A 12,889-nucleotide genomic window follows, 5' to 3' on the forward strand; every position below is an offset into this window, starting at 1 on the left:
AAATATCTTCGAATCGTAGTTGGACAATTTCATTCAATTTTTTGTTCAAGTGTTTCTTGATTGCTACTTAATTCTTGAATAGCTTTTGTGTTGTAGCTTAAGAGACGATAGGTATCAATACTCTTTCCATCTAAAGAAACTACTTGCAAGCTGTCCTCTGCAATCAAACCAATTTGACGGTTATCAATACCTTTTTGCAAACCAATCTTCAAATTGTATTCAACTATGGTCAAAACGTTCAGCACCTTTTAACGCGTCTTGATTCGACTCATCAATGTTAGTCTTTAATGTACGATAGATGAGTCCAAAAATGTACTTGCACGAATGTTGTAATAGTCTCTAGCAGTGTTGGCAATCCTTACTACCCCTGTACCATTTGGTGATAAAAAAATATCTCTAGAGCCTGTTCGGGGCGTTTCGATTCGGTCTTTTATCCTCTTCACTGCGTATCCGCTATCACCCATATTGCTATTGTAAATTTGCATAATCACTCTACCGCTATTACCAAGCATGAGATACATTTGATTGCCTAAAGCTAATAGACGTTGTTGGTAATTTGGATCAGAAAACTGAGTATACCTATGTGAAACCCTACTATTACTAGCGAGTCTCAAAAAAGAAAAGAATCTTACGTATTGATAAAGCTATAGGTAGAAGAAAAAAGCTTGGTGAATCTGATGAACATAATAAATCTAATACCGAGTTAAGCTTGAAGGATCCAAAAAATTATACAAGTATTCGTCAGGATTAGGTTTTATACCCGTTCATAAATTGAGACATACGTATGCCTCACTTCTGTTTGAATCTGTGGCTACTATGAAAGAAGTTTTAACTAGATTGGGACATGGAGATATTAAGACTACAATGAACGTATATACTCATACTACTAAAGCTAGTATAGACAAATCGACTGAACGCTTCTCTAATTATTTTGACTTCTAACGTAGTTAAAAACAACAAAACAGCTTAGTGACAGTCTCTAACTGAAATATAATCGACTCCCCTCAGCTACATCAAATCATCCGTATAGTAATATTGAAAAAGAGGAATGCCAATAAAACGGTGTTTCTCTTCCTTTGTTTCATCTATTAACTGTTATTTTCAAATAAGGTAATATAATAGTCTTTTCACAGTCTTTATTTGTCCTTATTCGATTGGCTCCAACTGAAATATAGGGTCATGACCATCGGGATTAGCTATATAAAGTCCTTTTATATTCTCCTTTTTATAGTAATAGCCTATGTTACTTATGAAACATAGACACATCACTCACTTTATTCGTGTATGTAGAAAAAAAGACTACCTCATGGAGATACTTTTATCGTATTCATTCATGAGGTAACCTTTTTAATTTAAGCGTTTATGGAAATAGAATTTCGTTACACCTTTGATCGGCATGTCTTCAAGTGTACCAAATACTTCATAACCGTGTTTTTTATAGAACCCTTCAGCCTGGTAACTTTTTGTAGAGAGTGTGATGTGAATGATATCCATCTCTCTCGATCTCTTTTCAATTTCTTCTAAGAGCATGCTACCTACTGATTGGCCTCTGTAGTCATCTTTAACTGCGAGCATTGCAACGTGGATGTTCTGGTATTGTTTGTTTCCAATGATGCCACCAACTAGGTCTTTTCCGTTGTAAGCACCTATAACGATTTTCTCGGCGTTCCGTTCCGGAACTTGATCAAATGTATCTTCGTTTTGCTGATCAAAGATTTTTTCAATTTCTGGTTCTAACTTTTCGTATGCCATTTCTTTTAAATTGATCATTAAATATCCTCCGTTTGTATAATAATATATACTCTAAAAATACCATACTATTAAGAAGAATATAAAAGAAAATACTTTCCAAACTACACTCCAGTGTTTTAAAGCATTTCATTATATGAGGTGTATTCATCCATCTTAGTCTAGATAAACATGATCGCCTCTGTTCAACCAAGAATAGACTAAACCGATTACTAGACCGCCACCTACATAGTTACCTAACGCTGCAAAAAATAAGTTCGTCGCCAAAGCGGTACTCGTCATTCCAGCTATTGCTCCACCTGAAGCAAAATAAGCCAGTGGGAAGGATGAGAAGTTGGCAATGACGTGCTCGAATCCTAAAAATGCAAAGATAAAGATAATAAAAATCATAGCCATGACTTTTCCAGCATCATCCTTCATACGAATTGTACAGTACACTGCTGTATTTACGATGATGTTGGCAAAGATCCCTTCTGTGAATACTTGAAGCGGTGTTTTTTCGAGTTTATGTTCTATTGCAGTAAACAAGAAATGATCTGGTGGGAGATCTTGAAAAGTTGAAGTTAAAGAAACAAGATAACTTGCTAAGATACCTCCAATTAAATTAAAGAGCATGCAAGCAAATAAGATCATTCCGGCTTTTTTGAATGTAAGCAACTTGCGGTGAACGCCAATCGTTGTATACATCATATTTGATGTTCCTAACTCCGCATTCATATAGATGATCATAACAAGTGACCAACTGAACATAAATGAATACAAAAATTTCCCAGAACCGTGTGCTACTTTTTCTGCAGACTGGGCGGTGATTACTGCAATCGCCGTTCCGAGTGTTAGAAAAAGTGTGGCTAGCATGGCTCTTACGATATAACGAGAAAAACTTTTCTCAAATAATTGCTTTTTCTTTTCGATACTTGTTTCTATTGAATAAAATAACCCTTGATAATTGGCATCCATTATAACCCATCCCTTTTGTTCAACATTTCACTATGTTGGTATTTTACCACCAATAGAACAAATTGAAAATAGTATTTTCAAAATACTTTCAGAGAATTCGTTTTCATTTTCACTCTATATTTTAAGATAGGATTTGCTTTTACAATTAAGAAAAAACTTCTCTTTATCATTGGCATAATCGTTTATCTACAAGATGAAAAAAGCATCTACTATCTTCTAATTGAATAATAGTAGATACTTTATACAAATTCTGATGGTTCTTTTTATGTTCCATTTGGAATAAGCATCTTTTGAGAAGTTAAATCAATGTTGTTCAGGTCATCACGAAATACTTTTGGACTATAAACTTTTAATTCGTATTTCCCTTCAGGGATTTCAATCGTTAACAGACTTTCTTCATAAAAGAAACCTCCTCAAACAACTTTGTTCTTAACAAAACAAAAAAAGAGACTTATAAAAGCCTCTTTTTTAACGAGTTATTTTGCTGGTCTATAGCCTGCTTTTATAGCTTGAACTTCTGTGGTAAACATGGCTTTCGGTTTTGTCGTCGCTTTATAGTATTGAGAGTTTGGTATATGATAAATTTTATTGTTAGATCCTTTTATCAATCCTTTTCCTTTAGCATCGACGTACTTTTTATTACCATCTCTAAATATATTGTTGATTGTTCCAGGAGCTTTATTTCCTTTTTTGACTAGCTTGACTTCGATTCCTTCAAGTCTGAACCCAAAGCCTACCGTTCCAGCAGCTTCCCCATTTTTAGCCCAACCTTGCCAACCAAATGTTTCAGAGTGAACGCGGTAGTACACATCATATTTTTTCTCCATTTCACCCGTGAGCTTGACCTTGATAGCTTCTAATCTCTTCGATTCTCCCTGTGTACCACTAACCTGTCCATTAGATTTCCAACCTAACCAGCCTTTTGACTGTACATTGGTCTGATAAGTAATGCCTCCCTTAAATTCAGGGTTAGAAAGTTCGATCTTAATCGCCTCTAGTCTCTTACCTTTTCCGACTGCACCTGAGGTTTTACCGTTATTTACTTTTGACTGCCAACCAGAAGACTGCATAAGCGTTGAGTAGTTCACTTTCATTGGTTCTTTGGTTTTGGAACTAGTAGCTACTTTAGTACTACTTGCAACTGTTTTAGGTTTGACGACTTTAGATACTGCTGACTGACTTGTATAAATCGATGGAGCTGTCTGAGCTTCAACTATGCTATCTGTATTCCAATTAATCCCAACCAATAGTAATGCCGATGTCATAATACTGACCACTAGCTTTTTCATCTTTTAACCTCTTTTCTTATTTAAGAAGAGCATAGCACAAGGAATCGTCTTTTCACCATGTAGTTGTGAACAAAATATTCACTTTTATTGTAATTATAGTTACTTAGATATTCTTTTATAAAGACTACAAATCCACCATGAAATAATATAAAAGGTTTTAATAATTTTTTACATAGAATAATTAAAAGCAAAAACAGAGAGCGCTGGGCAGCACTCTCTTTCCCATTTATATTGGTTATACTCTACTTTCAGCTTTAGACATTTTCACTGTGTTAGATCCTAACAACCTAGCTATTGAAATTAAAACCATGCTTAGTAGTAATGCTATAAATGCCCAGATTGACTATTTAGATTTAGTATCTATTGCTTCAGAAAATTGACCTGGTAAATAGTCAGGTTGTAACTATAGACTGTCATTATGACGCAATCGATGCACCTTATAAATTTTCATTTACAAATACGATTTAACCACTGATACAAAAGGAGCAACATTGAAAACGATTCACTTAATTTTGCACATTATTTACTGTCACTCGTCAATAACGAGCATATTTTGATCATCAAATGCCCATGCATCTGCATAAGCCACTTCCCAGTAATAACCGTCTAAATCTCTAAAGTAGCCGCTATATCCTCCCCAAGAAACAATGACTGGTTCTTTAACAATTTCAGCACCCAAAGAGCGTGCACGTTCCATGACGTCGTCAACTTCCTCTTTTTTCTTTGCATTCATTGCCAATGTTATTCCATTGAATCCCTCTCTGTTAATCTTCATAGGTTCATCTCCAGCAATATCTGTAGCCAATTGTTCTAATGGAAATAATTCCAACTTTGTACCTTGATTATTAAAAAAGATAATTGGAGCGTCTGGCGAGTCATCATAACACTGAAACCCTAGTCCTTTATAAAAGGTTCTTGCTTTTTCTATATTCAAAACACCTAACGCAATCAGATTGATCCGATTCATTGTATGATCTCCTTAGCACTACTCGTCAGTAGCCATTGTTTATTTGGCATGTTTGAAATGCGTTCTCAGATACGTTAATAAAGCAGACTGCTCTTTACTGATTCCCATAATCGTCGGTTTAATAACAAATTTGATTGTTCTATCTGTCGTTTTGACTATAACGGATTTGACAACTGGTCCGATTATTTTGACTGTCTGTATAGTAGAAACCGGTATGCTTCCAACTGATTTTTCATTGAATTTTTTGTCTAGTTCAACAATCGTCAGCGCTTCTTTATTTAATACGACAACAAAATGTCTCGGTATTAGAAAAGGAAGAGCCTTAACTTCTTCTCCGTATCCAGTGATTGCTCGATTGTTCCCGTATTTATTTTTGTACTTATTTAAAATATCTTTATTGACTTTAAGTCGGATCATGAACACATCCTTTCTCTATAGTTAAAGTATATAAAACGACTTTGAAATAGCCACAATAAGCACCTATACTCTATATTTGTTTTTAAGTAGCTTCTATTAAGATCAAAAGAGTGGAAACAGATTATTCTGCTCCCACTCTTTTGGCAAAGGCAACTAGTTTGTAAAAAATTTCTTCGTTTAATTCTGACATATTTGATGGTGTCTGTTTTAATTCTATTAAGGTATTCTGATCTATTTCCGTTTTTGAAGCAATTTCCTTTAATGATCTATCACTATGTTCCAATAACCATCTGATTAAAATTTCATCCGATTTCTTCACACCCATAAACCCCTTCAAAAGTTTCTATCGAAAACTATATCTCATTTTACATCCAAACACAACACTTCTAAATGCCTCAGTAAAATTTATTTTAAATTCATACTTTTCAAGTATTGCTTTTCATAAGGTACAGTGAGTATACTATCAATGAAAAATAATTTAAATATAATAGATATATTACCGATATTACTTATAAGCAGTACGAGCCTGTATGGATAGGTTACACTCAGTTGGACAGAAAAGATAAGGTGTGTATACTAAACACAACATACACAGGAGGAATCTATCATGTCTACTCGTCGTCCACGTCGAACTTATACAGAAGAATTTAAGAAACAAATTGTTGATTTACACAAAGCAGGAAAATCAAGAAAAGAAATCATAGAAGAATATGATCTTACAGGATCGGCTTTTGACAAATGGGTACGTCAACATAGTCAAACCGGTTCATTCAAAGAAAGAGATAACTTAACACCTGAACAGAAAGAATTGAAAGAATTAAGGAAAGCAAATACCCAGCTTAAGATGGAAAATGATATTTTAAAGCAAGCGGCGCTGATATTCGGGCGAAAGTCGAAGTAATCAAACGCAACAAACATAACTATTCTATATCAGCGATGTGCCGTGCCCTTAAGATCAGTAGAGGATCTTATTATTACGAAGTAATAAAGAAAGAAAGTGACGCAGAACTCGAACAAGCGATTATTGAAGAGTTTGCCAAAAGCAAAAACAATTATGGCACGCGTAAACTGAAGAAAAGATTGAAGAAGCGTGCGTTTATCGTATCTCGTCGGAGAATTGGACACATTATGAAAAAGTTTCATCTGGTGTCCAAGTATGATAGACCATCATACAAACCACAAAAGAGTGGAGTCAATCAAGCGAAGATTGAAAACGCATTGAACCGTGAGTTCAATCCGAAAGAGCCGATGAAAGCTATCGTCACGGACTTGACCTATGTCAAAGTTGCCAATAAGTGGTTCTATGTTTGTTTTATTTTAGACTTGTTTAACCGCGAGATCATCGGGTATTCTGCTGGTCCCAATAAGACAGCTGACTTAGTCCTGCAGGCTCTCGCTACAGTTAAGGGTGATTTACATACGGTCAACGTGTTCCATACTGACCGGGGAAAAGAATTCGACAACCATACTATTGATGAGTTACTGGATACCTTTGATATTGTGCGCTCGTTAAGTAGAAAAGGGAATCCTTACGACAATGCCGTAGCGGAGTCCACGTATAAATCATTTAAGTTTGAATTTGTCTACGACAACACATTCCATACACTCTATGAACTGCAGGTCCAACTTATGGACTACGTCCATTGGTGGAATCATTTTCGCCCACATGGATCATTGGACTACGAATCTCCTATCGATTATCGAAAAGATTGGGAACAGGAACAGTCTGAAATGGAAGTCTGCAAATCCGTTGTTCCCCAGCTGGTCGAAACTAGCCTCTCATTCAGTTAGAGAGGCAGAAGGAAAGTGAACTCAATCATCATTTACACCTTATAATTTTTGTTCAAAAAAGTGTTGACATACCAGTACTTTATCATTAAGTACAACATTGTATTCCTCTAAGTTTACGTGAGTCATCATTAATTTCAAAGAGGTGTTTGTGCTATGACAATGGTATTGTTTATTCTTTTTGCTAGTTGAATCAGCTATTACCTTATAAACAGATATAAAAAATCTTGATAAAAGCTAGAGGAAATCTTTTCTCTAGCTTTTTCTTATGCTCTTTCAAGCTTGACTTATCGAACAAATGTTCTTATTATTAAATAAAGGAACATACTTTCGCATAAAGGAGTGATGAATATGACTGAAGAAGTCATATTATTAAACCCAGACAAGCTAGGTTACGTAGATCGTGGAAAAATGAAATGGTTAGGTATGATGTTATCAGACCATACAGAAGCATTGAAAAAAATGAAGGCAGAAGATCAGCAAGTCGATATCCCCCCTAAAGAAGAGATGACAATAGAGCGCATTTCCACTACTCTTTACGAGGCTTACGTTACGAAATCTCCTGTTTCCATTCAAGCCAATGTACTCAGAGACGGGCAATATTATCCAGATGTTGAATGTCTAGTAATGGGGTATTTAGGAGAAAAGATCATCTTGCAATTAAAAGATGGCAGGATTAAACGAGTGAATATAGAATTGATTCGACATATTGAACTCTATAATGTTCTTAAGTGGCATAATAAGAGAACAAAATCTGAATGATGGAGTTGCTTTAATATTTACAGAACCTATTTTATGTAATAGATACTTGTAGGCTTTGATGTGCGTTGTGAATTTGTTAGTGCTATAATAAAAACGAAAAGGAGGTAAGTTAAATGAACTTTGACCAAATGAGAATCTTAGATAGTTTGTTAAAGGAATTCAATACTATGATTGATGAAGATCCTGAATTAAAAGATAGCGATGTTAAAAAGTACAAACTGCTTTTTGAAATGGATCATGAGCTTTATTCAGCTGATTTTATCATTTATGATCGAGAAAGTGATTCATTTAAGTTGAGATATATGACACCAACTAGTCTTCGTTTCGTCTCTGCATTGAGACCGGACAATGACTTTACCGAAGAATTTTTCAAGAGTTACAGACTCAGTAAAGAAGATTTTAGAAATTTACTTAAAACACCCGATATGCTCTTGCTGGCTTTAATTGATGTCGTCAAGAAACTACACCCTTCTCTATTCCGAAAAGATAGACTACAAAACGGTGAGAACATCGTGTATAACTTACAAGGCTTCCATAATGATTTCGCACTGGATTTCTTATTATGTACGAGTAAGGAATTCTTTCCTGTCTCGCTTGTAGAAGAAGACGAAGAACCAGCCATTCATACAAATCAATAAAAATAGGCACAGTCCACCTTCACTGATTGAATTCAATCAGTGAAGTAGACTGTGCCTATTTTATTAAATCAAATTAAAATGCTTCAAGCCGTCAACAATACCGCCATCTGTATTCTTTTTAGCAACATAATCAGCCAAAGCTTTCACTTCTTCTGTTCCATTACCCATCGCTACACTATGGTCAGCTGCTTCAAGCATTTCGATGTCGTTGGGACCATCTCCAAATGCATATGTCGGTACACCTTCTAGACCTAGTTTCTCAACCAGTTTCTGGATACCGATTGCTTTAGAGTTCTCTTTGAGAATCGTATCGATTGAATAAGGTGAATTACGGTAAAAAGAAAGTTCCGGAAAATTTTTATAAAAAACACCATCCACTGCTAAATCTTGTGTAAATAATAGAACCATCAAGATATCTTTTTCTTCATAATAAGATTCATCAATTTCTGGAGCGTCTGCATGAATAAATCGATAAGCTGCAATGGCATTATCATCTCTTCTAGTTAGTTTAAATCCTTCTTTGCTATAGTAAGCGACCGTAATATCCTGATTCTCCACTTCGGTCTGAACACGGTCCAATAAGTCTTGATCAAATATGCCTTCGTAAATATCTTGTCCTTCATATTGAATATAGTGACCATTAAGAGAAATAAATGAATCGATCACTGTTTCTTTCAGGACATGTTCTACCTGAAGATGACTACGACCGGTGGCGATAAAAGGGACACCGCCGTTTCTCTTCAATTCAGACAAAGCTTCAATAACATCTGCATCCAGTTGTGACTGTTCATTCAATAACGTTCCATCTAAATCAAAAAATACTAGTGATGTTGGTTTCAATCATTACGCCTCAATTCTTTCAATTTAGGTTATGCTTCGTCTTTAAAATGGGACACGTCGTTGTAACGATCTAAGTGGTATTTTCCACCATGGTAGCTCGCTACAGAAACACTCGCATTTAAAAGAGCTGTTTGGTCTGTTAAATCAGGTATTAGGTTCTGTAAGATATAGCGAATCGTTCCACCGTGAGCGACCAGTAAAATTCGCTCTCCTGTATCGCGATGCTTATCAATCAGTTTAAGTAATCCTCTTTCAACTCGGCTCCAGAACATCATAAAGTCTTCCGCATCATGGTAAGGATCTGCTTCTCTAAAAGCATTCATACGATCAGGAATATCTGTATTCAAGAACATGTCGCGTGAAGATTCATAGCCCATGTGCTTGGCAACATTTCCCCATGCTTCCGATCCATACATGCCTTCATAAGAACCAAAGAATACTTCTCTGAATTCTGGCATCTGGATCATATCCATATTTGCAGCTTGACCGTTTTCTTCAAGAATAATTCCAGCAGTATCTTGCGTACGTGTTAAATCACTCGTATAGACTGCGTCAAATTTAACATCTTTCAGTCCACGTCCACAACGATGTACATCAACAATGCCATCATCAGTTAGTGGCGCATTGCTCCATCCTTGCATACGCCCATAATGATTCAAATACGTTTCTCCGTGACGAACAAAATAAATTTCAACACCCTTAGTAGTCATCTTTATTGTTGCTCCTTCCAAAATGATATCTTCTACTTTATTGTAACAGACTTACTTTGCTGATGCGAAGAGAATGAAAGTAAACTTTCTCGGGGTAATCTTTACAAAAATCCTTTATAGGTTAAATAGATGTTGTGTCCCATTTTAAAGTAGGGTATATTTCAATTAAATAAATGGACTTAAGTTATACTGACCTACTAGGCTCGTATAAAGATAAAGAGGTGTATTTTATGGTCAAAACAGAAGACTATGCAATTGAAGTAAATGGCTTGATCAAGAAATTTGGAGACTTCACAGCCGTTGATGCAATCGATCTTAAAATCACTAAAGGATCTGTCTACGGATTTCTCGGTCCAAATGGTGCAGGAAAAACGACCACTTTGAGAATGCTGGCTACTTTATTAACGATTGATGGTGGATCAGCTAGCGTTTTTGGCTACGATGTTGCTTCGCAACCAAAGAAAATCCGTCCTAGAATTGCCTTAACTGGCCAATATGCTTCTGTTGATGAGGATTTGAGCGGAAGCGAAAACCTCACGATGATCTCAAGATTAATGGGTTATTCAAAAAAAGAAGCAAAAATACGCGCTGCTGAATTGTTGGATGCTTTTGGACTTTCTGAAGCTGCTAACAAACAAGCAAAAGATTATTCCGGTGGTATGCGCAGGCGTCTGGATATAGCAGCAAGCATCGTCATTACTCCAGATCTCTTGTTTTTAGATGAACCGACAACGGGATTAGATCCTAGAAGTCGAAACCAGGTCTGGGCTGTAATTCGTGCATTGACGGGCACAGGTACGACTGTACTCTTAACGACTCAATATCTGGAAGAAGCCGATCAGTTAGCTGACCGGATAGCCGTCATCAATAAAGGTAAAATCATTGCTGAAGGAACGGCTCATGACTTGAAAGCCTCCCTAGGAAACAATATGCTTCATGTGACATTGAAGTCTCAAAAAGACAAATTCAGAGCCGAGGAAATCGTGGAAACAAGCGTAGGAGAAGTTCTCCATGAATCTTCTAAAACCGATCAGCTGCATATCAAAGTTTCAACCCCCTCTGACGCTACAAAAGCACTAACAGCACTCGCTGAACAACAAATTGATGTACTTACCTTCTCTTTAGGTCAACCTAGCTTAGACGAAGTATTTTTGGCGTTAACAGAAGAGTCGAAAACCGTATCTATTCCAGAGCAATCATCTATCTTGAAATAAAAGGAGGTTTTTAAATGGCTCAGAATCAGACAATCAATCAAGAAAAGCTACAACAAGCGATTTTGTCAAAACAACGTCCAACACCCCCTAGTCCGATTGTGTCTGTACAAATATTCGCCATGCGTGCATTACTCAGAACGAAACATGCTCCAATGGCACTAATGGACATTACGGCTATGCCAATTTTATTTTTACTGATGTTTACTTTCTTATTTGGTGGTGCTATAGCTGGTTCGGTTCAGGAGTATCTTCAATTTATACTACCCGGTATTTTAGTACAGACTGTGACCCAGATCACTATGTACACCGGACTTGATTTAAATAAAGATATTCAAAAAGGCTTTTTCGACCGTCAAAGAACGCTACCTATTTGGGGACCTTCTTCTCTTGTCGGAGCAATGACTTTCGATGCGCTTAGATATACCATTGCTTCAATGATTATGATTTTGTTTGCTATGATCTTAGGCTTCAGGCCCGAAGGTGGACTGATTGGCGTTATCCTTGCCGTTGCATTACTGTTGGTATTCTCATTTTGCCTTTCATGGATATGGAATGTTTTAGCGCTTGTTTTGAAATCAGAAAATGCTTTGATGGCGAGTGCCATGATGGTTATTTTTCCACTCACTTTCTTGAGTAGCGCTTTTGTTGATCCAAGCACCATGCCTCGTATATTAGAAACTTTTGTTAAAATTAATCCAATCTCCATGCTTGTAGATGCTGTCAGAGGACTGATGCATGGGTATGATGTCTCTACTGCTATCTTTTGGACACTCACTGCATCAGGTATTATGCTCGCCATTTTTGCACCACTGACTATGCGACTTTATAACAACAAAAATTAATACACTGATCTTTCTAAAAAACCAATAAAACCCCATCAACGCATACGTTGATGTACCGACCCCCAAAAGTTAGAGTAACATTCTAACTTTTGGGGGCTTTTTACATGGCGAAATATAGTCAAGAATTCAAATTAAAACTTGTAAAAGAATACGAAAATGGCAAATTGGGATATAAATCACTAGCTAAAAAGTACGGTATACCAGATTCTTCTCCTATTAGAAAATGGACCAACCTTTATAAAACTTATGGAAAAGAAGGATTAAGCCCAAAGAAATCGAAAGAAGTCTATCCTGTTCATTTCAAATTAGATGTATTACAATTTATGAAACGAACAGGTTCTTCCTACCAAGAAACGGCTAATTCCTTCGGAATCAGAGAACTTTCTGTTATTGCGAATTGGAATCAAGCTTTTAACAAAGAAGGGATAGAAGGCCTGAAACCTAAAAAAAAGGGACGACCTTCTATGTCTAAATTACCTAAAAAAACAAAAGTGAATAAGAGTCAGAGTATGTCTAGAGAACAAGAGCTAGAGCGTGAGAATGAACTTCTTAGGTTAGAGAACGCTTATTTAAAAAAGGTAAAAGCTTACGAGGAGAATCCAAATGGCTTCCTCGCAGAGCACAAACAAGGTTGGCATTTGAGCTCAAAAAAGAAGGATATAGATTGAAAGATATTTTTAAAGTTGTGGGCATTCCTGAGGCTACGTACCATTATC

At 36.3% G+C, this 12,889-nt stretch carries 17 protein-coding genes; 7 read left to right on the plus strand and 10 right to left on the minus strand.

What is annotated here, in order from left to right; genetic code table 11:
* Window positions 1-29: 29 nt before the first annotated feature.
* Together LG377_RS09925 and LG377_RS09930 are read right to left on the minus strand one after the other, a co-directional pair.
* Window positions 30-233 carry a hypothetical protein gene (locus tag LG377_RS09925; RefSeq protein ID WP_225744497.1) on the minus strand — a complete coding sequence of 68 codons (204 nt, stop codon included), beginning with the start codon at window positions 231-233 and terminating at the stop codon, window positions 30-32.
* A gap of 51 nt (window positions 234-284) precedes the next feature.
* The gene (locus LG377_RS09930; RefSeq protein WP_225744498.1) at window positions 285-485 is read right to left on the minus strand and encodes a hypothetical protein; all 201 of its coding nucleotides are present in this window, start codon (window positions 483-485) and stop codon (window positions 285-287) included.
* Window positions 486-756: 271 nt separating this feature from the next.
* Between LG377_RS09930 and LG377_RS09935 the strand changes: the two genes are divergently transcribed.
* The gene (locus LG377_RS09935; RefSeq protein ID WP_370632568.1) at window positions 757-942 is read left to right on the plus strand and encodes a tyrosine-type recombinase/integrase; all 186 of its coding nucleotides are present in this window, start codon (window positions 757-759) and stop codon (window positions 940-942) included.
* Window positions 943-1,347: 405 nt separating this feature from the next.
* Here the strand turns inward: LG377_RS09935 and LG377_RS09940 are convergent, their stop codons facing one another.
* The 6 genes from LG377_RS09940 to LG377_RS09965 form a co-directional block, all read right to left on the minus strand.
* Window positions 1,348-1,770, minus strand: a complete 423-nt coding sequence (locus tag LG377_RS09940; RefSeq protein WP_225744500.1) for a GNAT family N-acetyltransferase — start codon at window positions 1,768-1,770, stop codon at window positions 1,348-1,350.
* Window positions 1,771-1,905: 135 nt separating this feature from the next.
* The gene (locus LG377_RS09945; RefSeq protein WP_225744501.1) at window positions 1,906-2,706 is read right to left on the minus strand and encodes a formate/nitrite transporter family protein; all 801 of its coding nucleotides are present in this window, start codon (window positions 2,704-2,706) and stop codon (window positions 1,906-1,908) included.
* Window positions 2,707-3,182: 476 nt separating this feature from the next.
* Complete coding sequence (locus tag LG377_RS09950; RefSeq protein ID WP_225744502.1) at window positions 3,183-3,995, minus strand: hypothetical protein; 813 nt, start codon at window positions 3,993-3,995, stop codon at window positions 3,183-3,185.
* Between the two features lie 529 nt (window positions 3,996-4,524).
* Complete coding sequence (locus LG377_RS09955) at window positions 4,525-4,962, minus strand: VOC family protein (protein ID WP_225744503.1); 438 nt, start codon at window positions 4,960-4,962, stop codon at window positions 4,525-4,527.
* 39 nt (window positions 4,963-5,001) lie between these two features.
* A complete protein-coding gene (locus LG377_RS09960) occupies window positions 5,002-5,379 on the minus strand; it encodes a hypothetical protein (RefSeq protein WP_225744504.1) in 378 nt (125 codons plus the stop codon).
* A gap of 121 nt (window positions 5,380-5,500) precedes the next feature.
* Entirely contained in the window at window positions 5,501-5,698 is a 198-nt protein-coding gene (locus LG377_RS09965; RefSeq protein ID WP_225744505.1) for a hypothetical protein, read from the minus strand.
* 288 nt (window positions 5,699-5,986) lie between these two features.
* Here LG377_RS09965 and LG377_RS09970 point away from each other — a divergent pair.
* From LG377_RS09970 to LG377_RS09980, 3 genes are all read left to right on the plus strand, one after another.
* Window positions 5,987-7,170, plus strand: a protein-coding gene (locus LG377_RS09970) for an IS3 family transposase (RefSeq protein WP_225743066.1) whose coding sequence is annotated in 2 segments (ribosomal slippage) — window positions 5,987-6,272 and window positions 6,272-7,170 — 1,185 coding nt in all. Because the reading frame shifts where the segments join, the coding sequence is not laid out codon by codon here.
* Window positions 7,171-7,518: 348 nt separating this feature from the next.
* Window positions 7,519-7,929 carry a YolD-like family protein gene (locus LG377_RS09975; RefSeq protein WP_225744506.1) on the plus strand — a complete coding sequence of 137 codons (411 nt, stop codon included), beginning with the start codon at window positions 7,519-7,521 and terminating at the stop codon, window positions 7,927-7,929.
* 113 nt (window positions 7,930-8,042) lie between these two features.
* Complete coding sequence (locus LG377_RS09980) at window positions 8,043-8,567, plus strand: hypothetical protein (RefSeq protein WP_225744507.1); 525 nt, start codon at window positions 8,043-8,045, stop codon at window positions 8,565-8,567.
* A gap of 63 nt (window positions 8,568-8,630) precedes the next feature.
* On the opposite strand, the gene LG377_RS09985 is transcribed toward LG377_RS09980, so the two are convergent.
* Both LG377_RS09985 and LG377_RS09990 read right to left on the minus strand, forming a co-directional pair.
* Entirely contained in the window at window positions 8,631-9,407 is a 777-nt protein-coding gene (locus tag LG377_RS09985) for a Cof-type HAD-IIB family hydrolase (protein ID WP_225744508.1), read from the minus strand.
* A gap of 29 nt (window positions 9,408-9,436) precedes the next feature.
* Window positions 9,437-10,117 carry a histidine phosphatase family protein gene (locus LG377_RS09990; protein ID WP_225744509.1) on the minus strand — a complete coding sequence of 227 codons (681 nt, stop codon included), beginning with the start codon at window positions 10,115-10,117 and terminating at the stop codon, window positions 9,437-9,439.
* 230 nt (window positions 10,118-10,347) lie between these two features.
* Here LG377_RS09990 and LG377_RS09995 point away from each other — a divergent pair, with 230 nt between their 5' ends.
* The 3 genes from LG377_RS09995 (at window position 10,348) to LG377_RS10005 (ending at window position 12,841) form a co-directional block, all read left to right on the plus strand.
* On the plus strand, window positions 10,348-11,331 hold the full coding sequence (locus LG377_RS09995; protein ID WP_225744510.1) for an ATP-binding cassette domain-containing protein: 984 nt from the start codon (window positions 10,348-10,350) through the stop codon (window positions 11,329-11,331).
* A gap of 14 nt (window positions 11,332-11,345) precedes the next feature.
* On the plus strand, window positions 11,346-12,173 hold the full coding sequence (locus tag LG377_RS10000; protein ID WP_225744511.1) for an ABC transporter permease: 828 nt from the start codon (window positions 11,346-11,348) through the stop codon (window positions 12,171-12,173).
* Window positions 12,174-12,277: 104 nt separating this feature from the next.
* Entirely contained in the window at window positions 12,278-12,841 is a 564-nt protein-coding gene (locus LG377_RS10005; RefSeq protein WP_225744512.1) for a helix-turn-helix domain-containing protein, read from the plus strand.
* The last annotated feature ends 48 nt before the right edge of the window (window positions 12,842-12,889 follow it).

The organism is Marinilactibacillus sp. Marseille-P9653 (assembly GCF_916618885.1).
Classification (GTDB): Bacteria; Bacillota; Bacilli; order Lactobacillales; family Carnobacteriaceae_A; genus Marinilactibacillus.

What these genes read in the sequence shown, in the direction of transcription:
- LG377_RS09930 (WP_225744498.1), bottom strand. Translation starts at nt 485, where the DNA reads ATGCAAATTTACAATAGCAATATGGGTGATAGCGGATACGCAGTGAAG.
- LG377_RS09940 (WP_225744500.1), bottom strand. Translation starts at nt 1,770, where the DNA reads ATGATCAATTTAAAAGAAATGGCATACGAAAAGTTAGAACCAGAAATT.
- LG377_RS09945 (WP_225744501.1), bottom strand. Translation starts at nt 2,706, where the DNA reads ATGGATGCCAATTATCAAGGGTTATTTTATTCAATAGAAACAAGTATC.
- LG377_RS09950 (WP_225744502.1), bottom strand. Translation starts at nt 3,995, where the DNA reads ATGAAAAAGCTAGTGGTCAGTATTATGACATCGGCATTACTATTGGTT.
- LG377_RS09955 (WP_225744503.1), bottom strand. Translation starts at nt 4,962, where the DNA reads ATGAATCGGATCAATCTGATTGCGTTAGGTGTTTTGAATATAGAAAAA.
- LG377_RS09960 (WP_225744504.1), bottom strand. Translation starts at nt 5,379, where the DNA reads ATGATCCGACTTAAAGTCAATAAAGATATTTTAAATAAGTACAAAAAT.
- LG377_RS09975 (WP_225744506.1), top strand. Translation starts at nt 7,519, where the DNA reads ATGACTGAAGAAGTCATATTATTAAACCCAGACAAGCTAGGTTACGTA.
- LG377_RS09980 (WP_225744507.1), top strand. Translation starts at nt 8,043, where the DNA reads ATGAACTTTGACCAAATGAGAATCTTAGATAGTTTGTTAAAGGAATTC.
- LG377_RS09990 (WP_225744509.1), bottom strand. Translation starts at nt 10,117, where the DNA reads ATGACTACTAAGGGTGTTGAAATTTATTTTGTTCGTCACGGAGAAACG.
- LG377_RS09995 (WP_225744510.1), top strand. Translation starts at nt 10,348, where the DNA reads ATGGTCAAAACAGAAGACTATGCAATTGAAGTAAATGGCTTGATCAAG.
- LG377_RS10000 (WP_225744511.1), top strand. Translation starts at nt 11,346, where the DNA reads ATGGCTCAGAATCAGACAATCAATCAAGAAAAGCTACAACAAGCGATT.
- LG377_RS10005 (WP_225744512.1), top strand. Translation starts at nt 12,278, where the DNA reads ATGGCGAAATATAGTCAAGAATTCAAATTAAAACTTGTAAAAGAATAC.